This is a genomic window from Reyranella sp. (assembly GCF_044224635.1).
Lineage (GTDB): Bacteria > Pseudomonadota > Alphaproteobacteria > Reyranellales > Reyranellaceae > Reyranella.
Map to the genome: position 1 here is coordinate 182,950 of NZ_JBGAKA010000003.1, position 24,350 is coordinate 207,299.

21 protein-coding genes, 1 tRNA gene and 1 pseudogene are annotated in these 24,350 nt (G+C 67.4%); 11 read left to right on the plus strand and 12 right to left on the minus strand.

The annotated features are described in order from the left end of the window. The first annotated feature begins 126 nt into the window (after positions 1 to 126). Positions 127 to 813, plus strand: a complete 687-nt coding sequence (locus tag ACILR9_RS04495; protein ID WP_395708697.1) for a hypothetical protein — start codon at positions 127 to 129, stop codon at positions 811 to 813. A 107-nt stretch (positions 814 to 920) separates the two neighbouring features. On the opposite strand, the gene ACILR9_RS04500 is transcribed toward ACILR9_RS04495, so the two are convergent. Both ACILR9_RS04500 and ACILR9_RS04505 read right to left on the minus strand, forming a co-directional pair. Beyond that, on the minus strand, positions 921 to 1,577 hold the full coding sequence (locus ACILR9_RS04500; RefSeq protein WP_395708698.1) for a hypothetical protein: 657 nt from the start codon (positions 1,575 to 1,577) through the stop codon (positions 921 to 923). 35 nt (positions 1,578 to 1,612) lie between these two features. Continuing rightward, the gene (locus tag ACILR9_RS04505; RefSeq protein ID WP_395708699.1) at positions 1,613 to 2,437 is read right to left on the minus strand and encodes a tetratricopeptide repeat protein; all 825 of its coding nucleotides are present in this window, start codon (positions 2,435 to 2,437) and stop codon (positions 1,613 to 1,615) included. 36 nt (positions 2,438 to 2,473) lie between these two features. Here ACILR9_RS04505 and ACILR9_RS04510 point away from each other — a divergent pair, with 36 nt between their 5' ends. Next, positions 2,474 to 3,349 (plus strand): SDR family oxidoreductase, encoded by an 876-nt coding sequence (locus ACILR9_RS04510; RefSeq protein WP_395708700.1) that lies wholly within the window; start codon positions 2,474 to 2,476, stop codon positions 3,347 to 3,349. Here ACILR9_RS04510 and ACILR9_RS04515 read toward each other — a convergent pair. After that, a complete protein-coding gene (locus tag ACILR9_RS04515) occupies positions 3,309 to 4,073 on the minus strand; it encodes an alpha/beta hydrolase (RefSeq protein ID WP_395708701.1) in 765 nt (254 codons plus the stop codon). The genes ACILR9_RS04510 and ACILR9_RS04515 overlap by 41 nt on opposite strands. Before the next feature lie 374 nt (positions 4,074 to 4,447). Here ACILR9_RS04515 and ACILR9_RS04520 point away from each other — a divergent pair, with 374 nt between their 5' ends. After that, positions 4,448 to 5,581: a glycosyltransferase gene (locus ACILR9_RS04520; protein ID WP_395708702.1), complete on the plus strand. Its 1,134-nt coding sequence runs from the start codon at positions 4,448 to 4,450 to the stop codon at positions 5,579 to 5,581. A 208-nt stretch (positions 5,582 to 5,789) separates the two neighbouring features. After that, entirely contained in the window at positions 5,790 to 6,608 is an 819-nt protein-coding gene (locus tag ACILR9_RS04525; protein ID WP_395708703.1) for an SDR family NAD(P)-dependent oxidoreductase, read from the plus strand. Between the two features lie 7 nt (positions 6,609 to 6,615). On the opposite strand, the gene ACILR9_RS04530 is transcribed toward ACILR9_RS04525, so the two are convergent. Beyond that, positions 6,616 to 7,779, minus strand: a complete 1,164-nt coding sequence (locus ACILR9_RS04530) for an acyl-CoA dehydrogenase family protein (RefSeq protein ID WP_395708704.1) — start codon at positions 7,777 to 7,779, stop codon at positions 6,616 to 6,618. A gap of 22 nt (positions 7,780 to 7,801) precedes the next feature. Next, entirely contained in the window at positions 7,802 to 8,236 is a 435-nt protein-coding gene (locus ACILR9_RS04535; RefSeq protein ID WP_395708705.1) for a hypothetical protein, read from the minus strand. Between the two features lie 356 nt (positions 8,237 to 8,592). Here ACILR9_RS04535 and ACILR9_RS04540 point away from each other — a divergent pair, with 356 nt between their 5' ends. After that, complete coding sequence (locus tag ACILR9_RS04540; RefSeq protein WP_395708706.1) at positions 8,593 to 9,504, plus strand: nucleotide-binding protein; 912 nt, start codon at positions 8,593 to 8,595, stop codon at positions 9,502 to 9,504. A gap of 424 nt (positions 9,505 to 9,928) precedes the next feature. Continuing rightward, on the plus strand, positions 9,929 to 11,098 hold the full coding sequence (locus ACILR9_RS04545) for a hypothetical protein (RefSeq protein ID WP_395708707.1): 1,170 nt from the start codon (positions 9,929 to 9,931) through the stop codon (positions 11,096 to 11,098). Between the two features lie 93 nt (positions 11,099 to 11,191). Here the strand turns inward: ACILR9_RS04545 and ACILR9_RS04550 are convergent, their stop codons facing one another. From ACILR9_RS04550 to ACILR9_RS04570, 5 genes are read right to left on the minus strand one after another with little or no spacing between them, the layout of a single operon-like run. Next, complete coding sequence (locus ACILR9_RS04550) at positions 11,192 to 11,698, minus strand: hypothetical protein (protein ID WP_395708708.1); 507 nt, start codon at positions 11,696 to 11,698, stop codon at positions 11,192 to 11,194. Beyond that, positions 11,695 to 12,972, minus strand: coding sequence for a DUF58 domain-containing protein (locus ACILR9_RS04555; RefSeq protein WP_395708709.1), 1,278 nt, complete (start codon positions 12,970 to 12,972; stop codon positions 11,695 to 11,697). Before ACILR9_RS04555 ends, ACILR9_RS04550 begins: the two co-directional genes overlap by 4 nt. Positions 12,973 to 12,974: 2 nt before the next feature. Further along, on the minus strand, positions 12,975 to 13,931 hold the full coding sequence (locus tag ACILR9_RS04560; protein ID WP_395708710.1) for an AAA family ATPase: 957 nt from the start codon (positions 13,929 to 13,931) through the stop codon (positions 12,975 to 12,977). Next, entirely contained in the window at positions 13,928 to 14,407 is a 480-nt protein-coding gene (locus ACILR9_RS04565; protein ID WP_395708711.1) for a hypothetical protein, read from the minus strand. Before ACILR9_RS04565 ends, ACILR9_RS04560 begins: the two co-directional genes overlap by 4 nt. Continuing rightward, the gene (locus ACILR9_RS04570) at positions 14,391 to 15,296 is read right to left on the minus strand and encodes a DUF4129 domain-containing protein (RefSeq protein ID WP_395708712.1); all 906 of its coding nucleotides are present in this window, start codon (positions 15,294 to 15,296) and stop codon (positions 14,391 to 14,393) included. Before ACILR9_RS04570 ends, ACILR9_RS04565 begins: the two co-directional genes overlap by 17 nt. A gap of 417 nt (positions 15,297 to 15,713) precedes the next feature. On the opposite strand from ACILR9_RS04570, the pseudogene ACILR9_RS04575 reads away from it, so the two are divergent. The 3 genes and pseudogenes from ACILR9_RS04575 to ACILR9_RS04585 form a co-directional block, all read left to right on the plus strand. Then, positions 15,714 to 17,554, plus strand: a pseudogene (locus tag ACILR9_RS04575) (phosphoketolase); the annotation flags it as partial. 165 nt (positions 17,555 to 17,719) lie between these two features. Then, positions 17,720 to 20,044, plus strand: coding sequence for a type IA DNA topoisomerase (locus tag ACILR9_RS04580; protein ID WP_395708713.1), 2,325 nt, complete (start codon positions 17,720 to 17,722; stop codon positions 20,042 to 20,044). Positions 20,045 to 20,154: 110 nt separating this feature from the next. Then, complete coding sequence (locus ACILR9_RS04585) at positions 20,155 to 20,853, plus strand: hypothetical protein (RefSeq protein ID WP_395708714.1); 699 nt, start codon at positions 20,155 to 20,157, stop codon at positions 20,851 to 20,853. 100 nt (positions 20,854 to 20,953) lie between these two features. Here ACILR9_RS04585 and ACILR9_RS04590 read toward each other — a convergent pair. Both ACILR9_RS04590 and ACILR9_RS04595 read right to left on the minus strand, forming a co-directional pair. After that, positions 20,954 to 21,028 (minus strand) — tRNA-Gln (locus tag ACILR9_RS04590). 85 nt (positions 21,029 to 21,113) lie between these two features. After that, positions 21,114 to 21,629 (minus strand): flavin reductase family protein, encoded by a 516-nt coding sequence (locus ACILR9_RS04595; RefSeq protein WP_395708715.1) that lies wholly within the window; start codon positions 21,627 to 21,629, stop codon positions 21,114 to 21,116. A gap of 199 nt (positions 21,630 to 21,828) precedes the next feature. Between ACILR9_RS04595 and ACILR9_RS04600 the strand changes: the two genes are divergently transcribed. Beyond that, complete coding sequence (locus ACILR9_RS04600; protein ID WP_395708716.1) at positions 21,829 to 22,803, plus strand: CHAD domain-containing protein; 975 nt, start codon at positions 21,829 to 21,831, stop codon at positions 22,801 to 22,803. Further along, positions 22,800 to 23,960, plus strand: coding sequence for a CobW family GTP-binding protein (locus ACILR9_RS04605; RefSeq protein ID WP_395708717.1), 1,161 nt, complete (start codon positions 22,800 to 22,802; stop codon positions 23,958 to 23,960). Before ACILR9_RS04600 ends, ACILR9_RS04605 begins: the two co-directional genes overlap by 4 nt. Positions 23,961 to 24,350: the final 390 nt, after the last annotated feature.

The following is a 24,350-nucleotide window of genomic DNA, read 5'->3' on the forward strand; positions in this document are numbered from 1 at the left end:
TTCCCAATCGTCAATAGGTAGCTTGTTGGTGCGGTCGCTGCAGGCGTCAGATTGTCTGAAGCCATTCTCTACAATTTATCGGCCGCCTGACACACGATGAGGTTTGACATGCCACATGTACGAAGTGTGACCGAGGTCAAAGTTTACCAACCGAAGACCGATGTTCTTCCAAGGTTGATCTCAATAACCGCATTGGGAACGGTGCCGACTTCGGGCTGGACGCATATCCGACTGTCGCCACGATTCTACGCCGTGGAGCCGAGCGATGGGATTTGGGATTTTGATCTGATTGGAGATGAACCAATCGGAATTGTCCTGCAGGTAATTGTTCCCGTCTCCGCCCACACGGTTGTCCACGCTCCCCGCTGGTTCAAGGGAGTCCGAGTGCACGCCCAGACAAACTCTATCGAAGCGCCCCCCGAGACGGTACCGGCTGGCACAACCGAATTCCGACTTAGTGAGCCCAAATTGGCGGGACACGTCATCGTCAAGCGCGATTTGGCGTCCTACGACGACAGCATCCAGCCGACCGGGGGTACCAAATTCGACCCTTGGCCGCATTTCGAGATGAAGAAACTCCACCATAATCTCGTGCTGATTATCGAAGGTCCTGATGAGGCACAGATCAAGGATTGCGTTGCAAAGGCAATAGCGGCGGGACTTATCGCGGCTATTGTCGCAGCTTGCGTTACGCTCGGTGCCGCTCTGCCTACGGCGACTGCAGCCTTGATCAAGGTTCTGACCGCCTGCCTGGGCCGTGGGTTCACTGTGAAGATCGAGGATCAATCCCACTGGGAATACTGGTGGACCTGATTTGCTACCGGCTACTGCTCAAGCCGGGACAGGGCGCCGCTCACCGGGTGCCCTGTCGCCCTAGGGTGCGCGATAGTCCGAAGCTTCGATGAGGCTTCGCAGTACGCTCAGCTCTTCTTCGCCTGCGCCGGCACCGGCTTCTTCTCGGTGGGCTTCTCGTACACCAGGTCGAAGCCCTCGCGCGCGCCGTCGCAGGGATTGTCGCCCTCGGCGAGACGCCAGACCTGCGATTTGCCGGAGCGCTTGAAGTTGAGCAGGCCGCCGACCTTGCAGGGCGTGCCCTTCTCGACCTTGGCGACACGGAAGGCGACCTCGCCGCGGATCTGCACCACGCCGGGCGCGATGCGCTCGACGACGCCGTCGATCGCGGCCCAGTCGCCCTCGGTGCCGGGCGCGACGCTGTCGATGCGGCCCTTCACCATCCACACGGCGCCCTGCTTGGTGACGGTGACGTCGCCCGGTTTGGCGCCCTTGATCTTGGCGTGGCGACCCCAGACGATGCGACGCGCGTCGGTGAAAAGCTGCGCCTCGGCGTCGGAGGTGATCTCGGTGCGCTCGATCTTGGGGACGTTGGCCGGCAGCGGCGAGCTCAGGCCGGAGGTCGACGCACCCTGCTGGATGGACGGTGCCTGCTGCGGCGGCGGCGCCGGATAATAGGAAGACGGCGGCTGCGGTTCCTTGGGCGACGGCGCCTGGGCGAAGGCGGCAACCGATGCGAGCAGGGCGGCGACCAGGGTTCCGATCGCGAGGGGGCTTCGATTCATTATGCTTGGCTCCTACATCATGCACGCCGCGCGCGCTACCGGTTGCCGCCAGGTTTCGGTGGAGGAGCCGGCGCCGATGGCTGAGCGCCGGGTGGCTCGCCGCGCTTGCCGGCCTCGGCCCGCCGCGCCGCCTTCGAATCGGGCGGCACCAGGCGCAGGACGCTGTCGAAATCGGCGATGGCCTGGGCGCGTTCGCCGCGGGCGAGATGGGCAAAGCCGCGCTCGAGCAGCGCTTCGGAATGGTCCGACGCGATCTTGAGCGCCCGGTTGGCATCGTCGAGCGCACGCGTCGGGTTGCCGGCATTGCGCCACGCCGCGGCACGCAGCACCAGGATCTCGACGTCGTTGGGCCGGAGCCGGAGCGCCTGGTCGAGATCCGAGATCGCGCGCGGCCAGGCCTGCATGGCGGCGTAGCTGAGGGCGCGCTCCAGCCACAGATCGGCGTCGTGGCCGTTGAGCTCGAGCGCCCGGCCCTGGGCCTCGGCGGCCTTCTCCGCGCCGCCCACCTCCATGTAGGCCTGTCCCGCTTGCGCCCACAATTCGGCGCGCACGCGCGGACGGTCCTGCCCCATGTCGCGCGCGATCGCCTCGAACTGCGCCGCCGCCTGGACGTAGCGGCCAGCCTGGAACATCGCCACCGCCACGCAATGTCGCGCCGCCAGGCCGCCGCCGTCGGCATGCCACTTCTCGGCCATCGGCAACGCCTTCAGGGGATCGCTGCGCGCCTGCTTGAGGCAGGCGTCATAACGCTTGGTATGGTCGGCTGCCGGATTGAGCGGAGTCTCGAACTTCTGCGCGGCCGCCGGCGCCGCGGCCATCAGCATCGGCAGCAGGGGGAACGCCAGGCGAGACCACAACATTCTTGAAAAGAACCGCGCCGCGATGATCCTGACAAGATGACACGACGTCTTTTCATTCTCGGCCTGGGCTTCAGCGGCCTTGAAATCGCCAGACTCGCCAAGGCGCAGGGCTGGGCTGTGGCGGGAACCTGCACCACCGCCGACAAGGCGTCACGGCTGGCTGCCGAGGGCATCGAGTCGCACCTGTTCGACGGTACGCGGAGCCTCGATGAACCGTCGACCGGCGAGGCGACGCATATCCTCTGCACCATTGCGCCGGGCGCCACGGGCGATCCCGCCGTGGCCCACTGCGCGCCCCTGCTGCGCCGGGCGCGCTGGCTGGGCTATCTCTCGACCACGGGCGTCTATGGCGATCGCGACGGCGGCTGGGTCGACGAGGAGACGCCGGCGCGGCCGAGCCTGCCGCGCAGCATCGCCCGGCTTGCCGCCGAGCGCGCTTGGCAGGCGCTCGCTCTCGAAGCGGGCATTCCGCTCGACATCTTCCGGCTGCCCGGAATCTACGGCCCCGGGCGCAGCGCGCTCGACCAGGTGAAGGCGGGAACGGCGCGGCGCATCGACAAGCCCGGCCAGCTGTTCTCGCGCATCCATGTCGCCGACATCGCCGGCACGGTGCTGGCCGCACTCGGCCGGCCGCACGAGGCGGGCGCCTACAATGTCGCCGACGATCTGCCGGCGCCGACCAGCGAGGTCGTCGCTTTCGCCTGTGAACTGCTGGGCAAGCCGGTGCCGCCGCTGATTCCTTGGGCAGAGATCGAGCCGACGATGAGCGCGATGGCGCGCTCGTTCTATGCCGAGAGCCGGCGTGTGCGGAACGACCGCATCAAGCAGGCACTCGGCGTCATCTTGCGCTATCCGACCTATCGCGAAGGCCTCACCGCGATTGCGGCAGCAGATCCTCGACCGTCGCAATGAGGCGCGCGATGTCGGCGGGCGTGCTCAGCCGGTGGTCGCCGCCCTTGACCAGGGTCGTCACCACCTCGGGCGCGGCGAGATGCTCGGCGATCTGCAGCGAGTACTGCCACGCCACGTCGGGGTCGCTCTGGCCATGCAGCAGGCGCACCGGGCAGGGCAGCGCCAGCGGCTTGTCGAGCAGGAGGTGAGCGCGCCCCTCCTCGATCAGCCTCCAGGTGAAGACCGAGGGTTCCGGCGAATATTGCGACGGCCGCTCGAGCCGGCCCTCGCGCTCCAGCATCGCGCGGTCCGCTGGCGACAATCCCCGGAGCAGCATGCGCTCCGTGAAATCCGGCGCCGCGGCGATCAGCACCAGGCCGGCCAGCCGCTCGGGCCGGGCGCGCGCGGCGAGCAGCGACAGCCAGCCGCCCATGCTCGAGCCCACGAGGATCAACCGGCCGGTTGTCAGCGTGTCGAGCGCGGCCAGCGAATCGTCGAGCCAGCGACCGATCGTGCCGTCCTCGAAGCGGCCCGACGATTGGCCGTGGCCGAGATAGTCGAAGCGCAGGAAGGCACGCCCCGTGCGCTTCGCCCAGGCCTCGAGCGCCACCGCCTTGGTGCCGGTCATGTCGGAGCGGAAGCCGCCCAGGAACACCACCGTCGGCTCGCGTCCCGCGGTCCGCACGTAGGCCACGCTGTTGCCGTCCGGCCGCTGCAATCGTTCGACGCTATCGATCCCGGTCATGGTTCCACCCGTTATTCATGCTCCTCTCGCGCGAAAGGGCAGAGCTACCGCCAATACCACTTTCTCCGTCATCCCGAGCGCAGCCGCCCGGAGGGCGGCGCAGTCGAGGGACCTTTCTTGTCGACGCCGCAAGAAAGGTCCCTCCACTTCGCTCGCTAACGGCACTTGCTCCGCAAGTGCCTGACTCGGCTCCGGTCGGGATGACGGTGTTTTTGCCAAATGTGACAGCGTTTTTGCCAAATGTGACAGCCCTGCCCTAGCGGACGAAGAGATCCAAGCTGTGTCAACACGGCCGCAAGACCGGGATGACATCAGGATCGTGTTGGCTATGGTGCGCCAACCCTTAGCCATCCCCCTCGACAAGAACAATCACCGTGTCCCCTCCGACGCTTCTGCAAATCGTTCCGTCTCTCGCCGGCGGCGGCATCGCACGCGCCACCATCGAAACCGCGCAGGCCGTGATCGCATCAGGCGGCTCCGCCATCGTCGCTTCGCCGGGCGGCGCGCTGCTGCCCGAGCTGCTGCGCCACCGCGCCGCCCACCTCGAGCTGCCCGAGGCCGGCCATCCGCTGTGGACCAGGCTCACCGTGCCGCGCAAGCTGATCGGCAGCCTGCGCGAGGCGCGCGTCTCGCTCATCCAGTCGCGCTCGCCCGCCACCGCGTGGGTGGCGCAAGCTCTTGCTGCCAAGCTGGACGTCCCATGGATCGCCACCCTGCAGGCGCCGTTCCTCGCCAGCCGGATGCTCGACCGTCTGATCGAGAGCCGCCAGGCGCGCGCCGATGCCGTCATCGCCGTATCCGACCATGTCGCGCGCGACGCCGTGCAGCGTTTCCCCGGAATCGATGGCCGGCTCGAGACCATCCCGCCCGGCGTCAATTTCGACCGCTTCGATCCGGCGATGGTGCGCGCCGACCGGGTGATCCGCCTGGCCAGCGAGCTGCGCGTGCCCGACGGCGCCCTGCTGATCCTCTGCCCGGCGCGCTTCGGCGACGATCACGGCCAGAAGCTGCTGGTCGACGCGGTCAAGCGGTTGGGGCGCGACGACGTGTTCTGCCTGCTGCTCGGCTCGTCGGATGGCCCCACGCCGTTCGAGAGAGAGCTCGAGCGGGCGATCGAGGCAGCCGAGCTGAACGGCCGCGTCCAGATCGGCCCCTATGTCGAGGACATGCCGGCGGCCTACATGCTGGCCGACGTCGTGGTGTCGACCGGTGGCGCCCGCCAGGGCTTCAGCCGCACCCTGGTCGAGGCGCAGGCGATGGGCCGGCCGGTGGTGGTCGAGGATGGCGGCGGCGGCGCCGAGACGGTGCGCGCCGGCGTCACCGGCTGGCTGGCCGCCTCGGGCGATGCCTCGGCGCTGGCCGAGGCGCTGAACGGCGCCCTGTCGCTGTCGCTCGAGCGCCGCGCCGAGCTGGCGCGCGCCGCCCAGGAGCACGTGCGCGGGCTGTACGCCTTGCCGCACTCCAACCAGCGCCTGCTGGCGCTGTATGAGCGGCTGGGCGGTGAGTGAGAGCGGCTCCTCTCATTCCTCGTCCCCAGCTTCGCTGCGGTTGGCATTTTGGCCGCAAGCGGCCAAAAGCCTGAGGTGTCGCCGTCTTACGACGACGGAGCGGTCTTGAGTCTCAGTGGGGCTTTCGACCTTTCCGGCGCCCCCTGAGCGGATCGACGGCGGCATTGTTGGCGGCGGCTGATTGGGCCACGCTGGCTGCTCGGCCCGCATGGCCAAGTCCAAGGCAGCCTGCAAGCTCGACGGCCGGTTCTACCGGGTCGCAGCCAACCAAGAGGACGTGATGAAGATCGATTTTAGCGGCAAGAAGGCGATCGTCTGCGGCGGCAGCCGCGGCATCGGCAAGGCGATTGCGGTGGGCTTCGCGGCCTGCGGCGGCGACGTCTCGATCTGCGCCCGCGACCCCAAGGTGCTGGAGGAGGCCCGGGCGGAGATCGCCAGGCACGGCCACAAGGCGCATGCCGGCAGCGCCGACTTGGCCAAGGGCGACGCCGTGCGCGGCTACGTGCGCGACGCCGTGGCAGCGCTGGGCGGCGTCGACCTGCTGGTCAACAATGCCTCGGCGTTCGGCGGATCGGACGACGACAAGGGATGGAGCAGCAGCCTGGCGATCGACATGATGGCGATCGTGCATGCGACCCAGGAAGCGCTTCCGGCGCTCAAGCAATCCCAGGGCAACGTGATCAACATCTCGTCGATCGCCGCGCTGCATCCGGCGGCGCGCCAGCCGCCCTACGGCGCCATCAAGGCGGCGGTGATCCACTACACCATCACCCAGGCCGCGATGTACGCCAAGGATCGCGTGCGGGTGAATTGCATCGCGCCCGGCTCGATCGAGTTCCCCGACGGCGTCTGGGACCGGCGCAAGACGGAGAATCCCACGCTGTACAACGCCACGCTGGCGTCGATCCCGTTCGGCCGCATGGGCTACGCCGAGGAAGTCGCCAACGTCGCCCTGTTCCTCGCCTCGCCGTTTGCCTCCTGGGTGACCGGCCAGGCGATCGCGGTGGCCGGCGGGCAGGGATTGTAACGTCCGATCACAGCAGCGGCGTGTCGGACTCCAGGCCGAGCAGGACGCGGCCGGTCGATTCCATCACCCGCGGATTGACGCCGATATGCTGGGTGATGGCGTGCACGTCGCGGAACGCCCGCTCGAGAGGGCAGGTCGTGTAGAGGGCGGTCGCGCCCGCGGCGCCATACATGAGATCGACGGCCTGAGCGGCATTGGCGACGGCATGCGATGCCGCCAGCCGGGCCTGGGCGCGCGCCTGCATCGTCACGCCGCGACCGTCGAGCAGCGCGCTCCAGAGCTGCTGCAGGCTGTCGAGCAGATAGAGCCGCGCCGAGCGCACCAGCGATTCGGCCTGCGACACCCGCAGCTGGGCGCCATGGTTCTCGCGCAGGGATTGGCTGGTGCGTTGCGGCACCTTCTCGCTAGCGATCTCGATCAGCGTCTCGATGGCATTGCAGGCGATGCCGAGCGCCATCGCGCCGAGGCCGGGAATGACCTTGGAGAAGGGCGGGATGCGATAGCGCGGATCGGCCAGGACGTAGGGATCGGTGAACGACGCGGTATGGCCCTGCGGCACGAAGCGATCGTCGACCACGACATCGTGGCTGCCGGTGCCGCGCAGCCCGCTGACGGTCCACGTATCGATGATCCGGCACTCGCTCGCCGGCACCAGCATGAACCTGGTCTCGGGCGCGCCGGCCGCGGTGAGGCGTGGCTTGTCACCGTCGTGGACGACGGCGAGAAGCACCAGCCATGACGCCAGGTGGCAGCCGCTCACCAGTGCCCAGCGGCCGCTCACCCGGTAGCCGCCCTCGACGAGGCGAGCGCGCCCCGAGGCGCGCGTGCTGTTGGCCGTGATGATCGCCGGCGCGGCATGAATGGTTCGCGCCGTCTCCGCCGGCAGCTGCGCCGTCACCCAATGAGTATTGCCGTTCCACACGCACCAGGCGACCGAGGCGTCGGCGCGCGCCAGCTCCTCGAACACCGCCATCGCCTGCATCGGCGTGAGATCGACCCCGCCATAGGCTTGCGGCAGGAAGATGCCAAAGAAGCCCGCCTCGGCGAGGTCGCGCGCGAGCGCGTCGGGCAACCGGCGCAGCGCCTCGCTGCGGTCGCGCTCGGCGAGCAGGCGCGGCCGCCACGATCGGGCCGCCTCGAGGAGGGCGGAGCTCGTGCCGTAGCCCGTCATGGCCGCACGATGCCGCAGGCTTCTAGCGGCGGCGGCAATCCAGGATGACCGATTGGCCCGATGCCTCGGCGCCGGCCGAGGCATAGCGTTCGGCGTCGCCGTCGCGGCAGATGTAGCGCGCGCGATAATCCTTGCCGCAGCCCGGGCTGGGATCGCCGATCTGGCGATAGTCGATGCGATAGACGCAATAGTCGCGGCCCTGGCAGTTGCGCACCAGATCGTCGGTCACGTTGGCGCCGCGCTGACCGCGGCAATTGCTCCCGTAGACCGCGCCCAGCACGCGGATCGACATGGCTGTGCCGTAGTTCGGGCGATTCGGATCCTGGTAGCGCTGATCGGGCTGCTGCGGGTTGATCTGGATGGACCCGCCGGTTCCCGGCAGAGGGATGCTGATTTGTGCAGCCGCCGGCATGGCACAGGCGGGCAATAGAAAAACGGCCCATTGCGCAAGCTTCATGGCGGCCCCCCGCTTTGTTGCGAAACTATTGCGCACCTGCGGGAGGCCGGCAAGTCGGGCAGCGACTGTCGGGTCACGCGACGCGGCGCTGCCCGGGTGCCGACGGCCGGGAGATATGCGGCAGGGTCGGTGGCACCATTCAGCGCGTTGGATTATTTTGCGACCATACGTCTGTTGCGGCGCGCCGCTGTCTGCTGATGCCGGCCGTCGCGTTTATTTGAGTTACCGGACTATCCCAGCCGTCCTCGGCTGCCATCGCATTTTCCGACGGCAGGCCCTGGACATCCAGGGAGACAAGGCATCGCTGCCTGGCCGTTGCCGATCCGGCGCGCGCCAAGGTTCTCGAGGAGATCGACATGCCGATCACGCGCCGCATTTACGTCAGCCTGCCGGCCGACCCCTGGCTGCCGGACAACCTCAACCGGCTCAAGTGGGGAATCGTCGACGAGATCGAGAAGCTGGGCTATTGCGCCGAGATCTTCACCAACCCGAGGGGAAAGCTCACGCTGGCCTCGGCCAAGTCCTGGCATCCGCGCGATGCCGACGAGGTTGCGCGGCGCTGCGTCGGCTGCGCCATCCTGGGCATGCCGCGCTGGACCTTCAACGATTCGCGCGGCGCGCCTGTCCTGCTTCCCACCGAGTTCAATCATTACGAAGGAGCGCTCGCGCACACGCTGGGGCTGCCCGTCCTCGTCCTGGTGCACCGCGATGTCAGGCGACGGGTGGTGTTCGACATGAACTTCGCGGGCTATGTCGGGATTTTCGAGGCAGCCGCCGACGTCGACTGGCTGCACACCGATGAATTCCGCGTGCCGTTCGGCTACTGGGTCGATCGGCTGCAGCAGCGGCGCGATGTCTTTCTCGGCTACTGCAGCACCTCGAGCGCCATCGCCGCCGAGGTCAAGATCCATCTGCAGGCCCTCGGCGCCCACGTGCTGGACTGGCAGACCGATTTCATCCCGGGCCGCTCCATCCTGGAGCAGATCGAGCATGCCGCGGCGCGGTCGATTGCCGGCGTGTTCCTGTTCACCAAGGACGACGACCTCGCTGTCGAGAGCCCCAGCGCGGTTGCCGTGCCGCGCGACAACGTCGTTTTCGAAGCCGGCTATTTCATCGGCCTCAAGGGCAAGCAGAACGTCCTGATCATCCGCGAGTCCGGCTCGAAGATGCCGGCCGACCTCGGCGGCGACGTTTACGCCGCCCTGCCCGATCGGTCGTCGATCACGCCGATCAAGCGCAGCCTGGCGTCCTTCCTCGACGCGATTTGACGACGGGACACGGCGCGAGTGGAACCCAAAACCCGCGAGCTGCCCTCGCCTTTCGTCCACTCCAGGCAGTAGCATCGGCCGATGCCCGCTCCAGGTTCACCGGCGGGCCGAGCAACGAGTTGGAAGCCCTGGCGCTGGTGCGCCGCCGTGCTCGGCGCCGCGGCCCTCGCAGCTCTGGCCGCCCTGACCCTGTTGCCAATTGCACCAGGCAACGGCTGGCCCGTGAACCACGAAGGCAACAGCTTCTACCTGCGCACGCTGGTCTACGCCGAACACCTGAAGCTGGGGGACTGGTTTCCCATATGGTCGTCGACGGACAATGATGGATTCGGCTCGGCGCAGCCCTTGCTGTACCACAAGCTGTTCTACCTGCTTTCGGGGGCGCTCTATATATGGGGTCTCGTTCGGGCTTCTGGGACTGGTCATGTTCTACGTCCTGATGCGCTGGCGCGGGCCGCACGGGGCTTGGCCCGTTCTCGCCGTCGGCATCTCCGTCGTCTTCACCGTGAGCGGCCTCGAGCTCGGTATCGCGACCTATCCTCACTACGAAGTCCTGGCGCCGGGCCTGGCCGTGCTCGCCCTGGCGCTCCTGGTCGAACGGCGCCTACTGCCGGCGTGGATGGTTGGCGTGGTGGCGTTGGCGGTCCGCGAGGACATCGGATTTCACATCGTTGCGATCCTGGGCCTGTTCCTTGTCGTCGAGTTTGTCCGCACGGGATCCGTCGGCTCCCAGCGTCACGTCTTGGTGTTTGCAGCAGCTTGCTTCGCCTACAGCATCGCAGCGATCGTCTGCCAACAGCTGTTCTTCGCCACGACCGATACCTTCCGGCTCGTCTATGCCGGCAACGACTGGTTTGGCCATCTGAGCGGCGAGCTCATCCAGCGTCGCCTGGTCTTCATCTTCGAGCACCGGATCTTTGTGTGGTTGCCGCTTGCCCTCACGCTCGTGGCAGCCACTGCGCTTCGCAATGTCTACGTAGCTATCGGCGCACTAGCCTACTTGCCTTGGCTTGCGCTGCATTTCTCGGCGTTCAGGGACGCGGCAGGGACCTTGTCGGTGCACTATCCATTCCCGCTGGTCGCGGGCGTTGGATGGGTCGCCATCTGCCTGGCGCTGCCCGGCAGGAATGGATCACCAGGGAGAATTTGCTGGCCGGTGACATGGCTGATCGCAATCATCGCATCGACCTACGTTGCAAACCCGGCCGTCCTGGCTTTCTTTGTCAATGCAGAGCCGCGCGGGTTCGCCGCCAGCCCTGGACGGACCATCGAATTCGCTAACGCGCTCGACGACAGCGTCCCCCTGCTCGGCAAGGTGAAAGTGGATACGGGTGTGATGTCCCTCGCCCCCGCTTCGCTGCCTTCGACAGCGTGGCTTTGGCCGCAAGACTGGAATCACCAGAAGGCCGAGGCGGACGCAGACATCGTGATCTACTTCCTGAACGGCGTTGAAGCGTCCAAGGTCGCAGCCCAGATCGACGCCATGAAGGCTGTCATCCGCTACGCCGTCCCAGGCACGAACATTCGAATAGCGGCTGCAAAGCCTGTGAGCTCGAAGGCACCAATCTTCCGCCTCATGAGGGAGCAGCCGTGACCCATCGCTCCGCCGGCGTTGTGCTGGCGAGGCGGGCGTCGATCGGGCGGTGCCCTTCGTGTGCAGACGTAGTAGCGTCGTGTGCCGCTAGGCTCATCCGTCGATGCCGCGCCGGGCCCACGCCACCGCTGCGGCGAACGCCACCAGGATTCCAAGTCCAGCGACGAACGGCGGCCACAGATGCGGCAGCGCCAGCGCGATCAACGGCGCAACGACGGCGATGACCAGGGCAATGCCGAGGGAGATCGCCCAGCGCGCGACCCACAAGGCGATGTGACGTCGCCACAAGGCGCGCGCCACCTCGGCGCCGTCGAAGCGATCGTAGAGATGCGTTCCATCGAGCAGCAGCAGCAGGGCCGAGCCGAAGGCCACCAGCAGGAACACGCTGGCGGGCGAGGACGCTTCCGGTCGTGCCAGCGCGAGCGCCAGCAGGGCGAGCGCCGCGCCTGACGTTGCCAAGGCCAGGCTGGCCCGCAGCACCGCGACGAGGCAGAGGACGCCGCTCGCCGCCGTGGCAAGCTCGACGGCCCACGAGTTTCCCATCCAGAGCGGCACCCCCACGAGAACCGGGATGGCGAGACCGGGAACGAGCCGCCTCATCGCTGGGCCGCCTGCCGCGCGGGCACGCGCCGGCTGAGCGAGGCCAGGGCGGAGTCGAGCGGCTGTTCGGGCTGCCATTCGGCCACGGCGATGCCGCTCGTCCTCAGCTGCTGCACCCGGTTGTCGAGCTCGAGCTGCCACAAGGCGCAGGCGACGTCGTGGAATGGCGTGTCGGGCAGCACGCGGCGCGTCAGCCCGACGGCGGAAACCGCCAGCAGCACCACGTCGTAGCCGCGCCCCGACAGCTCGACCAGGGCGTTGCTGAAGCGCTCGTCGATCACCGGGCTTATGGCGATGACGAGGGCCTGCCGCGGCAACGCCGTGGCCGGCACGTAGTCGAGATCACGCACCGCATGGGTGAACACCTGGTCGGCCGCGACCGCGGCCTGCAGCAGCTTCGTCAACTGGCGCTGGCCGGTCGCCGGCTTCAGCCAGCGCAGATAGCCGCCGAACTCGACCAGCCCGACCCGGTCCTTCTGGGCGAGATAGCCGGAGGCGAGCGCGGCGACGGCGCGCACGCAGGCATCGACGCTGGACTGCGGATGCGCGCCGGTCTCCGCCAGCGTGTCGAGGAGCAGGACGATGTCGGCATTCTGCTCGCGATGGAACTGGGTGACGTGCAGGCTGCCGAGCCGCAACGAGACCGGCCAGTTGATGTGGCGCACACGATCGCCCGGCACGAAGGCCCTTATGTCGCCCGGCTCCAAGCCTGTGCCGAGGCGGGCGGACACGACGTTGCCGAACGAGGAGCGCGTGCGCGCCGGCCGCGGCAGATGCCGGATCTCGGGAACGCGCGGGTAGGTCTCGATGACGACCGGCGAGGCGACGAGCGCCTCGTCGACACACAGCCCTGAATGGTCGGTCAGGCGGAGCGCGAAGGGCCCGACGACGCATCGGCCGCGCGCCGTCGAGCGGATGACGAGCGTACGCTCGAACGTGTCGCCGGCGTTCAGGCTGGTCGCGAGGTGGCGCGCGCCGTCGACGAAGACGAAGCTGTCCGGCAGCGAGAGGAAGATCTCGATCGACGGCGCTGCGGTCGCGGGGCTGCTGACGGTCAGGACGAGATCGACGCAATCGTCCTCGACCAGGGTCGTCGCCGACGACACCGCCGTCACGGTGATGCCCGACGCCGGCCCCAGGCGCCGCGCCGACAGCAGCGCCACCACGAGCGGCACCGCCACGAGGACGAGCTCCGATCGGCCGAGGGCGAGCCCCAGCCCCAGCGCCACGATCGTGAGCACGCTGAGCGGCGCGAGCAGCGGCGAGGGGCGCATGCTCAGGCGACTTCGACCTTGGGCGACGGCACCCGCTTCAGCACGTCGGCCACGACCTCGACCGGCGACAGCCGGGCGACCCACAGCTCGGGGCGGAGCACGATGCGATGGGCCAGCACCGGCACGGCCATCGCCTTGACGTCGTCCGGCGTGACGAAATCGCGGCCGCGCAAGGCGGCCTCCGCGCGCACGATGCTCTGCAGCGCCAGCGCCCCGCGCGGCGACACGCCGAGGGCGACGCGATGGTCGTCGCGCGTCGCGCGCACCAGGTCGACGATGTACTCGTCGATGGTCGCGTCGACATGGATGTCCTCGAGGGCGGCCTGCATGGCCAGCAGGATTTCATGCGGCACGACGGTCGGCACGTCGGCACGCTCGTGCCGCCGCTCGCGCCGGCGCCGCAGCATCTCGCGTTCCTCGTCGCGCCCCGGATAGCCGACGGCGATGCGCATCAGGAAGCGGTCGAGCTGGGCTTCGGGCAAGGGATAGGTGCCCTCGAGCTCGATCGGGTTCTGGGTCGCGATGACGAGGAAGGGCGGGTCGAGCAGATACGATTGGCCGTCGACCGTGACCTGGCGCTCCTGCATCGCCTCGAGCAGGGCGGATTGGGTCTTGGGCGTGGCCCGGTTGATCTCGTCGGCGAGCACCAGATGGGTGAAGATCGGCCCGCGCCGGAACTCGAAGCGGCCCTCGCGCTGCTCGTAGATCGAGCTGCCCGTGATGTCGCCCGGCAGCAGGTCGGGCGTGAACTGGATGCGGCTGAAGCGCAGCTCGAGCGCCTGGCTGAACAGCCTGGCGATCAGCGTCTTGGCGAGGCCGGGATAATCCTCGATCAGGATATGGCCGTTGGCCAGGATGCCCGCCATGATCTGGCGCAGCACCGCGTCCTTGCCGACGACGATGCGCGAGAGGGCATCGAGAACGCCCTGGCATCGCTCGTGGATCTCGCCGACCTTCATCGCTCGCCTCCGACGCGCCGCACCAGCTCGGCGATGACCGCGAGCGACGGCCCGCGCTTGCGCCAGCGGCCGCGCGGCGGGTCATCGGGCAATCGATCGCGCGTGCCGCGCGCCTCGCCGAGCTGCACCAGCCGCGGCCAGAAGACCTCAGCGAAATAGCGTCGACTCGAAACGGCGTGCTCGACCTGCTGCTGCAGGCGGACAAGGACGGAGGCCACCTTGGGCTCGACGGGCTCTGCCCGCCGCGCCTGCTCGAAGGCCGAGGGCGGCGCCCAGTCGAGCGCGCGACGCCAATGGCTGTGAATATGGATCAGGACCACCATGACGAAGGCGGTCACCGCGAGCCGCACGACGACCGGCCTGTCGTCGGCATCGAACCCCGCATAGGCTGATGTCGCGACCAGGCCGATCACGACGACCAGCACCAGGTAGCGGCCGAGCAGACCCGGCCAGACGCGCTCACGACCGGGCGGCATGGGCGTCCTCGCTTTCCAGCGCGGTCTTCACCGCCATAAGGGCGCGCCAGGCGCGCTCGCGATGCGCGGGACCGACCTCGTGCCGGCTGAACCGCGCGATCTCGAACAGGGACGTCAGCTCGCGTATGCCACCGGCCGGCAGGCCCGGGTGGGCGAGCGCGGTGCGCATGAACTCGGTGGCGGTCTGCCAGGGCGGCCGGCGGAGGTCGGCGCCGGCGAGCGCCCTCTCGAAGCGGTCGTAGCAGCGGATGATCGCCAGCCGGGCATCGGCCAAGGTGCGCAGATCGTCGAGGCTGTCCTCGACCGCACCGTGCAGCTGGGCGGTGGCGACGGCCGGCAGCGTCCCGCGGCGGCGCTCGGGCAGGATGGCGAGATAGAGCCACGCCACGACCCCGAAACCGATCAGGCCAAGCGCCAGCAGCAGCGTCTCCAGGATGCCTTCGACCATGGCCGAATGAACGGCGGGTGGAGGGTCCGCCCCCGGGCTGGCGAGCGACGGCAGATGATTTCCGAAGCCGCCTAGAAGGCCGCCGAGATCGACTGGAATCTGATCCTTCAGGCCGGCCCACGCGGGAGCCAGCAGGAGGAGCAGCAGGGCCATGCGGGCCAGCGATTGCTGCTGGTCCGCCTGCTTCTTGGGCCGCATGCGCAGCCCCGGGATCATCAGCAGCAGGATGTAGAGCGCAACCAGGCTCATCAGGATGAGGAACGGAATGCTGAGCCACTGCGGCAGATCGACGACCAGCCGGGCCGACACGCTTTCCGCATCGGTCCCGGACGGCATCGTCCCGGCGACCGCCAGCAGCAGGCCGACCAGGGCAGTCGCCGCGAGAATGACCTTCAGGCGTGACCCCGAGGGATCGGGTGGTGCATTCTGCTGGTCTGCCATTCGACGTCCCCGCCCCCGGTCTCTTGCCTGCGTGGGATCGCGAGCGAGATCGGCGTGGCCCCTCGAAGCATGACGCAAGAGGCTGCCAATGCAAAATCGGCCGGCCGACCTCCCGTCAGCGGAGGGCATTCACATATGGGCGCTCTCTCGTTCTCCTCCCTAGCGAAGCTGGGGAGGTGTCGCTGTCTTACGGCGACGGAGGGGTCATGGGCCTCAGCCGCGTTGCTTATGACCCCTCCGCCCCCGATTACGGGGGCACCTCCCCAGCTTCGCTAGGGAGGAGAATGAAAAGGCGCTATGCGAATGCCGTCATCCCGACCGGAGCCGAGCGCAACGCCTACGCTGAGCGCTGAATGCAGCAGCGACAGCGGTGGGAACGAATCGGCGAAGGACCACTTCATTCACGACACGCAATCGAAGCACGACCTCGACATGATCTACGTGACGGGGCCCGGCCACGGCGGGCCCGGCCTGGTCGCCAACGCCTATCTCGAAGGCACCTACAGCGAGGTCTATCCGAACGTTTCGCGCGACGAAGAGGGGCTGAGACGCCTGTTCACCCAATTCTCGTTCCCGGGCGGGATCCCGAGCCACGTCGCACCGGAGACCCCCGGCTCAATTCACGAGGGTGGCGAGCTCGGTTACGCGCTCTCGCATGCTTACGGCGCTGCCTTCGACAACCCGAGCCTTGTCGTCGCTTGTGTCGTCGGTGACGGCGAAGCCGAGACCGGGCCCATGGCGACGAGCTGGCACTCCAACAAGTTCCTGAACCCGGTGAGCGATGGCGTGGTTCTGCCGATCCTCCATCTCAACGGCTACAAGATTGCAAATCCCGCCGTTCTGGCCCGGATCAGCCATGAAGAGCTGGATCATCTGTTCCGTGGCTACGGCTACACGCCGTATTTCGTCGAAGGGCATGACCCGGCAGCGATGCACGAGCTGATGGCCACTACTCTCGACGTCGTTGTCGCCGAAATCCAGCGCATCAAGGCCGACGCCAGTCGGAATGGATTCAGCGGGCGCCCGCGCTGGCCGATGATCGTGCTGCGCACGCCCAAGGGTTGGACGTGCCCGAAGGAGATCGACGGCCGGCGGACCGAGGACTACTGGCGCTCGCATCAGGTGCCGATGGGCGGGATGCACGAGAACCCGGCCCATGTGCGCATCCTCGAAGAGTGGATGAAGAGCTACCAGCCGGCGCAGCTGTTCGATGACGGCGGCCGCCTCCGGTCCGAGCTGCTCGACCTGGCGCCCAAAGGCAACCGGCGGATGAGCGCCAATCCGCATACCAATGGCGCCCTCCGTCCGCTGCGGCTGCCGGATTTCCGTGACTATGCCGTCGACGTATCGGAGCCCGGCGCCGTCACGGCCGAAGCCACACGGGTCATGGGCCGGTTCCTTCGCGACGTCATGAAACTGAGCGCCGAGCAACGCAACTTCCGGCTGTTCAGCCCGGACGAGAACAACTCGAACCGCTGGCAGGATGTGCTCGACGTGACCAATCGGGCATGGGTGGCGGACACCTACCCTTGGGACGATCATCTCGCGCCCGACGGCCGCATCATGGAGATGCTGAGCGAGCATCAGTGCCAGGGATGGCTCGAGGGCTATCTTCTGACCGGACGGCACGGCTTCTTCTCGTGCTACGAGGCGTTCATCCACATCGTCGATTCGATGTTCAACCAGCATGCCAAGTGGCTGAAGGTGTGCAATCGCATTCCCTGGCGGCAGCCGATCGCTTCGCTGAACTACCTCCTGTCGAGTCATGTCTGGCGACAGGATCACAACGGCTTCAGCCACCAGGATCCGGGTTTCATCGATCACGTCGCAAACAAGAAGGCCGAGGTGGTCCGAATCTACCTGCCGCCGGACGCCAACTGTCTGCTCTCGGTCACCGATCACTGCTTGCGTTTCACGGATACCCCTCGCTGGTTCACCGATTGACATACCGGCGAACGGGCCATCGGAACATCCACGTACGCGGATACAGGGAGGAGGGCACCACGACGACGCCGTTCGACATGTGCGTCCTGAACGGGCTCGACCGTTTCCACCTGGTGGGCGACGTGATCGATCGCGTGCCCAAGCTCGGTGCGCGTACTGCCTATGCCAAGCAGGCGATCCGCGACAAGCTGATCGACCACAAGGAATTCATCGCCCGCTACGGCTACGACATGCCCGAGATCGCCGGCTGGAAATGGGGTCTGGAAGCGGCGGCTTCCGAAGACGTGGGGTCCACGGAAGCCGACAACGTCTGACGCCGCACGTCGTGCGCTGGGAGCGCGCCACTCCTGGGGCGCCCTCCCAGCGAAGAGCCGCCAGCCACGCCTGAAGGCGAATTCCCGCGCCTGCTTGCGGCTCTTCGATGTTCCTTATATGTTCCCGTCGTTCCGCGATCGTCCAATCTCGCCCCTTCCCCGCCAATGGCCGACCAGATCGTCATCACCGAGAAGAACAGCCAGGCAAAAGACGTCCGCGCGGCGATCGGCTCGCGCTATGGCGTCATCCTTCCGGCGGAGGGACATCTGATCGATCTCCTCGAGCCGGAGGAAGTGGTTCCCGAATGGAAGCGCTGGGCGCCGATCCTGCTGAAGCCGGACGGGCTTTACGGCACGCGCCCGGCGATGGGCGGCAACAAGGTGGCCAAGCTGAAAGCCATCCACGACGCGCTGCGCACCGCGCAGTGCGTCTGGCTGGCGACGGACTGTGATCGTGAAGGTCAGCTGATCGGCCAGGAGATCCTCGAGCACTACGCCTACCGCGGCAGGGTCATGCGGGTCCTCTTCACCGCCCAGGATTCCCAGACCATCCGAACCGCGTTCAGCCAGGCCAAGCCTAACGTCGAGTATGCCCGCCTCTACGCCGCCGCGGTGGCACGCCGGCAGGCCGACCAGATCTACAATCTCTCCCTCACGCGCACCGCTACCGTCACCCTGGGCCGCAGCGGCCGCGGCGTCATCGGCGTCGGGCGCGTGAAGACGCCGACGCTCGCCATCGTGTGCAGGCGCGAGCTGGAGATCAGGAACTTCGTTCCCGTCACCTATTTCGAGGTGGTGGCGACGGCGAAGGTTGCGAGCGGCGAGTTCAAGATGCGGCATGCCCCGCAGGAACGAATTCTCCGCCGAGACATCGCCGAAGCCGTCGCCGCTGCCGCCCAAGGCTTCGAAGGTCCGCTTGGCGTGCGCGTCGAGGACAAGCGGCAGAGCCCACCCAGGCTGCACGATCTTCCGTCCCTGCAGAAGCTCTGCGCGGCGCGGTTCGGCTGGTCCGCAGCCCGGACCCTGGAGATTGCCCAGGAGCTGTATGACGGCCAGGGCAAGAAGATCATCACCTATCCGCGGGCCGAGGTGCGCTACCTGCCCGAAAGCCTGATCGCCGACGTTCCCCGGATCGTGGCCGGCCTTCAGGTCGGCCAGTCGTTCAGGGACATCCCTGTCCCCGCCCCGCCCGTGATCCGCCGCGGCGCGAGCGGAACGTTCCATGACAAGGGGCTCGAAGGCGCGAGCCACCATGCCGTCATCCCCAACCCCAACACGGTCGGCACGCTGCGCCAGGTCTGGCCGGGCCTGTCGCTCGACGAGAAGAAGCTGTTCGACGTGATCGCCCGCGCCTATCTTGCCGCTCTCATGCCGGACTTCCGCTATCGGCAGACGACCGCGACGCTCGATGTTGCGGGATTCCCGTTCAAGGCGACGGGCCGGCAGCCCATCGAGCTCGGCTGGCGCGCCGCCTTCCCGGAATGGCAGCCGGTCGATGAGAAGGGTGACGGCGCGGCGCTGCTGCCGTCCCTGCGCAACGGCGAGCCGGCCCGGCTGCACGACCCGATCGTCGAGACCAAGGAGACCAAGCCGCCGCCGCGCTACAACGAGGGCACGTTGATCGAGGCGATGCAGAACGCCTGGCGTTTCGTCGACGACGAGGTCCTGCGCGATCGCCTGAAGGAGGCCAAGGGAATCGGCACGCCGGCGACGCGGGCGGAGATCATCGGCGGATTGAAGAAGCAGGAGTTCCTCGTCCTCCAGGGCAAGAACATCGTGCCCACCGAAACCGGCCTGAAGCTGTTCGCCGTGCTGAAGGACGCCGACCCGACCCTGGTCGATCCTGGACAGACGGCGCAGATGGAGTGCCTGCTCGACGATGTGGTCGTCGGCAAGCAGGAGATGATGGCCGCCATCGATGCCGTCTGCGACGTCGCGCAGCGCATCATCGGCAAGTTGACGCAGAGTCCTTCGGCAGGTGGCCTGGCTTCCTTCGGCGCCGCACGCGCAAACGACGGCAGCACACGGCCGCCGACGCCGGCGATGAAGCGCTATGCCGAAAGCCTGGCCCGGCAGCAGCGGATCGCGCCGCCTGCGGGCTACGCGACATCGGGCGCAATCTGCCGGGCGTTTCTGGCGCAGCACGCGCCGACCAAGGCACCGCGCGAGCCAACCACGGCTCCCTCGATGCAGCCGGCGCCGAGCCAGCCCGGCTCCCCGTCGAAGAAGCGACGTCGCGTTGCGGGCGCAAAGGCAGCGAAGCCCGCGCCCAAGCGAGCGGCTCGCCGCGGAAAGGGAAAGATCGTTGGCGCCCCAACCGATGCGCCCTCCGGTGTCACAGCGCAGGATGCCGGCGGGAAGACGTTGCTCCGGATCCCTTATGGCAACAAGGAAGTCGCCCAGAAGCTCGGCGCGCGCTACAGCAGCGACGGCTGGTATGCGCCCCCGGGCGTCGACCTTGCCGCGTTCAGGGAAAGAGGTTGGCTGTGAGGGGCGGCTGCCACTTTGGAACAGTGGTCATGTGACGTCTCCTGGACATCCCCCCGATTGGCGACAGCCAGAGGGAGATGGTAGAATTTGTCGCGCGGATCGCACACTTGGTGAGCACCATGATCTCCCGTCGACGGCTCCTTGGCAGCATGTCCGCTCTCGCAGCGATCTCCCCGGTCAGCGCGCTCGCGGGCACAAGGTGTCTGCCTGCCAGCTTCGGAATTCGCACGTGCGAGGTGTCGCTTCCTTATCAGGCCGGCGTCGCGGCCACGCAAAACTGCGACAGCTGGTGCTGGGCGGCATGCATCCAGATGGTTTTCTCGACCTACGGCAAGGGCGTGGCGCAAGAGGCCGCCGCGAAACGACTGTTCAACTCCTACAAATGCGAAGGCGCGACCGTAGATCAGATCGTGCAAACGATTACCGGCGAATGGCGGGATTGGCGCGGTGTGCCTTTTCACGCCTCTGCACGCATGTTGCCCAAAGCCGGCATGGCGATCGCGATATCCTCTGGAAGCGATGGTAACCGCCCGCCCGGCTACATCGACCAGATGTGGTCAAGCTCCGGCGGCGCTCGCCAGATCATTCACGAGCTCGAGAATGGCCGGCCCCTGATCAATCTGGCCGCTGGCCATGCAACGGTCATCGTGGGCGCCACCTATCAGCAGAATGAGCTTTTTCAAAGCGGCCCGATCGGCCTCAACAAGATTGTCATTCTGGATCCCTGGCCGGAAAGCAAGCGCCTGCGCGAGCTCACCGCTCAAGAGATATCGCAGCAATTTCTTCCCATCTCGATTGCCGTCGGGTGACGGCGGGGAGCTTACGGCCTGTGACGGAATTAGGTGTGTTCCGATACTGGCAGGTGGTGTGCGCGACAACGGCCGGCGCAATGCCTATGGGCGGGTGTTCTGGCTGGGGCGGGAGGGATCGAACCTCCGAATGGTGGAATCAAAATCCACTGCCTTACCGCTTGGCTACGCCCCAGCAGAGCGCCCGGTCGGGATGGGTCGGGAACATAGTGCGTTGGCGCGAACGCGCAACCCCGCTTCGTACCTCGCTGCGGTTCCTGTCAGGCGGCCTGCGCCGCCTTCTTCAGGTGCTCGCCGTGCACGAAGGTGCCGTCGGCATAGAGCAGCGGCATCGCCGCCGGATCCAGGCAGAGGTCGACGATCTCGCCGATATAGATGGTGTGGGTGCCGGCCGCGACGCGGGTCACCAGCTTGCAGTCGAACGACACCGGGCAGCCCTTCAGCACCGGCGCGCCGGTGGTTAGGGTCGCCCATTCGCCCATGTCGTGGAAGCGCTCGTCGCCCTCCACGCCGTCCATGCCGGCGAAGCGCTCGGCGAGCTTGCGATGGGCCGGCGCCAGGATGTTGACGCAGAAGAAGCCGGCGTCGCCGATCGGATCGTGGGCGCTCGCCGTCTTGTTGACGCAGACCAGGATCTGCGGCGGCTCGGCCGATACCGAGCAGACCGCGGTGGCGGTGAGGCCGCCGCGCAGCTCGCGATGACGGGTCGTGATCAGGGTGACGCTCGCCGCGAGATGCCGCATGCCTTTCTTGAAGGCTGCCGGATCGATACTCATGGGTGCGACTGTAGGGCAGGCCGCCCACCCCTTGCCACCGGAAACGATGGCTGAAGGCCAGGGCGTAAACGGCGGGCCGGGCTGCGAAATCGCCGCAAAGGCCTCCAATTCGCAGCGGGGGTGATGACATAAAAGCTTCACCAAAACGTCGCAGATTGCGGTTGCCCGGCCGCCGCGGGCCGCTACGGTCTGGCGCTGCATGGCTTCGCCCGACACCGGTCTCGCGCCGGATACCGCCCCCGATGTCGCGTTGCGCCATATCGTGGCCCGCTGCCATAATGACCTGCTGAAGTACCGCGCCATCGTGCTGGCCAGCCGCCGCCCGATCGGCATCCACCAGACCCGCGTGGCCCTGCGCCGCCTGCGCGCCGCCTTCGGCCTGTTCAAGAGCGCGGTCGACGGCCCGGCGGTGCGCGCCCTCTCGGCGGAGGCCAGGTGGCTGGCCGGCGAATGCGGTCCGGCGCGCGACCTCCACGTCTTCATGACTGAGTCGGTATTGGACGCACCGCCGACCGTGAAGCGCATTGCCAACAGGCTGCTGCAGGCGCATTTCGAGCGCGCCCGGGCGGCCTTGGCCGGCGCCCGCTTCGACGGCTTCGACGCCCAGCTCGAGGCCTTCATCGCCCTGCCGCCGGACGACAGCGATCAACGGCTCGACCGCTTCGCCCGCCGCGTGCTGCAGGACCGCCATCACAAGGTCGCGCGGCGCGGCCGCAAGCTTGACGCGCTCGACGCCGAGCGCCTGCACCGCCTGCGCATCGCCGTGAAGAAGCTGCGTTACGCCGCCGACTTCCTGCAGCCCGCCTTCGCCCCGTCGCCCTTGGCACGCGCCCAGGCGAAGGCCTATATCGAGGCGACGACGCGCCTGCAGGGCGCGCTCGGCGCCCTGAACGATCGCACGATGGCGGAGCATATGCTGGCCGACCTCGCGACGGCGGCACGTCCCAACGAGGACGTGGCGTCGGCGCTCAAAGTTCTCGCCAAGCAGGTGTCCGGCGGCGACAAGCGCCGCCGCCGCAAGCTTGGCGATGCGTGGAAATCGTTCGGCAAGGCCGAGTGCTTCTGGCAGGCGCAGGCACCGGTTGCCCCGCGGGTCGCGCCGCCGCCGTCGAGCGGCAGCGACGCGCGTCTCGAAGCAACAGGGGCGGCCAGGCAACGAAGGATCGAGGAATGAGCGACACGCAGAACGCCGCCGAGCAACGCATTCCCGTCACTGTGCTGACGGGCTTCCTGGGCAGCGGCAAGACCACGCTATTGAACAAGCTTCTGCGCCGGCCGGAGCTCTCCGACACGGCGGTGATCATCAACGAGTTCGGCGAGATCGGCCTCGATCATCTGCTGGTCGAGAAGTCGAACGACGAGGGCATGGTGACGCTGAATTCGGGTTGCCTGTGCTGCACGGTACGCGGCGACCTGGTGCGCACCATGAGCGAGCTGTTCCTCAAGCGCAGCAAGGGCGAGGTGACGCCGTTCAAGCGCATGGTGGTCGAGACCACCGGGCTCGCCGATCCGGCGCCGATCCTGCACACGCTGATGACCGACCCGCTGCTCGCCTCGCGCTACCGGCTCGACGGTGTCGTCACCACGGTCGACGGCGTCAATGGCTCGAGCACGCTCGACAATCACGAGGAGGCGGTGAAGCAGGCCGCGGTCGCCGATCGGCTGCTGCTGACCAAGACCGACATCGCCGACGCGCCCAAGCTGAGCGAGCTCAAGGGCCGCCTGCACCAGCTCAATCCAGGCGCGCCGTTCCACGCCATCTCGGGCGGCGAGATCGATCCCAACGAGCTCCTCAACGCCGGCCTCTACAACCCCGAGACCAAGAGCGCCGACGTCAAGCGCTGGCTGCACGAGGAGGCTTACGACCACGGCCATGGCGGCGGCCATCACCATCATCACGGCCATGGGCACGGTGATCACGGCCACGACAGCGATCACGGGCACGAGCATGGCCACGGCGAGCAGGATCCGCACAACGTCAACCGCCACGACGACCGCATCAAGGCGTTCTGCATGACCTTCGACGAGCCGATGAGCTGGTCGACCGTGGCGGCGGCATTCGACGCGCTGGTGACCTATCGCGGCCCCGACCTGTTGCGCATGAAGGGCATCCTGAACGTGCGCGACACCGACAAGCCGGTGGTGATCCACGGCGTGCAGCATGTCTTCCATCCGCCGGCCACGCTCGACGCCTGGCCCGAAGGTGACGACCGCAAGAGCCGCGTCGTGTTCATCACGCGCGACATCGCCGAGAGCACGATACGGAAGGTGTTCGCCTCGTTCTTCGACGCCGAGAAGAAGGGCTGGGGCCAGGACGAAGCGAAGGCGTAGTCATCGTCTTCGGGACATGTTCCCCGTCATCGGACAGGGCATTCGCCTATTGGCGCTCTCTCACTCTCCTCCCCAGCTTCGCTGGGGAGACCCCCAGCACGCCCGGCGCGCACCACGTTGCTGCAGCGCTCCGTGGAGGAAACTCATGGCCGGGAGCGCGCCACTCCGTGGCGCTCATCTCATTCTCCCTCCTTCCCAGCTTTGCTGGGGAGGTGTCGCCGTCTTACGGCGACGGAGGGGTCATGAGCAGCGGAACTGAGGCCTATGACCCCTCCGCCCCCCGATTACGGGGGCACCTCCCCAGCGAAGCTGGGGAGGAGAATGATTCCTCCCGTTCCGACGTCGGACTCCGAAGCATCAGACTGAGGCCTTCCCCCTCCGCCCCGCCTG

Excerpts from the sequence above, each read along its gene's own strand:
- ACILR9_RS04500 (WP_395708698.1), bottom strand. The coding sequence starts at position 1,577 with ATGAATCGAAGCCCCCTCGCGATCGGAACCCTGGTCGCCGCCCTGCTC.
- ACILR9_RS04505 (WP_395708699.1), bottom strand. The coding sequence starts at position 2,437 with ATGTTGTGGTCTCGCCTGGCGTTCCCCCTGCTGCCGATGCTGATGGCC.
- ACILR9_RS04510 (WP_395708700.1), top strand. The coding sequence starts at position 2,474 with ATGACACGACGTCTTTTCATTCTCGGCCTGGGCTTCAGCGGCCTTGAA.
- ACILR9_RS04515 (WP_395708701.1), bottom strand. The coding sequence starts at position 4,073 with ATGACCGGGATCGATAGCGTCGAACGATTGCAGCGGCCGGACGGCAAC.
- ACILR9_RS04525 (WP_395708703.1), top strand. The coding sequence starts at position 5,790 with ATGGCCAAGTCCAAGGCAGCCTGCAAGCTCGACGGCCGGTTCTACCGG.
- ACILR9_RS04530 (WP_395708704.1), bottom strand. The coding sequence starts at position 7,779 with ATGACGGGCTACGGCACGAGCTCCGCCCTCCTCGAGGCGGCCCGATCG.
- ACILR9_RS04535 (WP_395708705.1), bottom strand. The coding sequence starts at position 8,236 with ATGAAGCTTGCGCAATGGGCCGTTTTTCTATTGCCCGCCTGTGCCATG.
- ACILR9_RS04540 (WP_395708706.1), top strand. The coding sequence starts at position 8,593 with ATGCCGATCACGCGCCGCATTTACGTCAGCCTGCCGGCCGACCCCTGG.
- ACILR9_RS04545 (WP_395708707.1), top strand. The coding sequence starts at position 9,929 with ATGTTCTACGTCCTGATGCGCTGGCGCGGGCCGCACGGGGCTTGGCCC.
- ACILR9_RS04550 (WP_395708708.1), bottom strand. The coding sequence starts at position 11,698 with ATGAGGCGGCTCGTTCCCGGTCTCGCCATCCCGGTTCTCGTGGGGGTG.
- ACILR9_RS04555 (WP_395708709.1), bottom strand. The coding sequence starts at position 12,972 with ATGCGCCCCTCGCCGCTGCTCGCGCCGCTCAGCGTGCTCACGATCGTG.
- ACILR9_RS04560 (WP_395708710.1), bottom strand. The coding sequence starts at position 13,931 with ATGAAGGTCGGCGAGATCCACGAGCGATGCCAGGGCGTTCTCGATGCC.
- ACILR9_RS04565 (WP_395708711.1), bottom strand. The coding sequence starts at position 14,407 with ATGCCGCCCGGTCGTGAGCGCGTCTGGCCGGGTCTGCTCGGCCGCTAC.
- ACILR9_RS04570 (WP_395708712.1), bottom strand. The coding sequence starts at position 15,296 with ATGGCAGACCAGCAGAATGCACCACCCGATCCCTCGGGGTCACGCCTG.
- ACILR9_RS04580 (WP_395708713.1), top strand. The coding sequence starts at position 17,720 with ATGGCCGACCAGATCGTCATCACCGAGAAGAACAGCCAGGCAAAAGAC.
- ACILR9_RS04595 (WP_395708715.1), bottom strand. The coding sequence starts at position 21,629 with ATGAGTATCGATCCGGCAGCCTTCAAGAAAGGCATGCGGCATCTCGCG.
- ACILR9_RS04600 (WP_395708716.1), top strand. The coding sequence starts at position 21,829 with ATGGCTTCGCCCGACACCGGTCTCGCGCCGGATACCGCCCCCGATGTC.
- ACILR9_RS04605 (WP_395708717.1), top strand. The coding sequence starts at position 22,800 with ATGAGCGACACGCAGAACGCCGCCGAGCAACGCATTCCCGTCACTGTG.